The organism is Pseudomonas sp. SB113 (assembly GCF_040754745.1).
Classification (GTDB): domain Bacteria; phylum Pseudomonadota; class Gammaproteobacteria; order Pseudomonadales; family Pseudomonadaceae; genus Aquipseudomonas; species Aquipseudomonas grimontii.
The window spans coordinates 1-645 of sequence record NZ_JBFMHW010000082.1; the positions used below are offsets into that span (position 1 = coordinate 1).

Annotated in this window: 1 protein-coding gene; it reads right to left on the bottom strand. The window is 56.9% G+C overall.

Annotated elements, in window-relative coordinates:
* Positions 1-645, bottom strand: a 645-nt coding sequence (gene dctP / locus AB1462_RS31515; RefSeq protein ID WP_367248984.1) for a TRAP transporter substrate-binding protein DctP, incomplete at both ends; no start/stop codon positions are given.

Sequence of the window (645 nt, forward strand, 5' to 3'; positions counted from 1 at the left end):
CACCGGGGCTACAACTTCGGCGAAAGCTTCCTGATCGACGCTATCGACAACTTCCATGCCATTCTCGCGGAGCGTTGCCAGGCCTTCGACTTCATTCTTGGAAACATATGCGCGGTTGGCTTCAACACCGGCTTTTGCCGCTTCGCGGACCCAGCCCTGCTCTTCCTCGCTCAGCCCGTCCCAATGGATCTTCGACATCATGATGATTGCCGGCGAGTAGAAATGTCCGGTCAGGGTCGCGTATTTCTGCACTTCCCATATGCGGTTTGCGATGAAGATCGACATCGGCGTTTCCTGGCCGTCAATGGTGCCCTGCTGAAGAGCGGTGATGACCTCGGTCCAGCTCATAGGCGTGGGCGCAGAGCCCGCAGCCTGAAACGACTTCAGATGGATGTCGTTTTCCATGGTGCGGATTTTCATGTCCTGCAGGTCGGACGGCAAGACAATCGGTTTGCGCGAATTGGTGATGTGGCGGAAGCCGTTCTCACCCCAGCCAAGCGCCATGATGCCTTGCGGTTCGAACTTGTCGAGCAACTCCTGACCTATCGGGCCGTCCAGAATTGCACGTGCCGAGTCATAGGACTTGAACAGGAATGGAAGATCCAGAACGTAGGTTTCAGGCACAAAGCCGCCGACAGGCCCGGT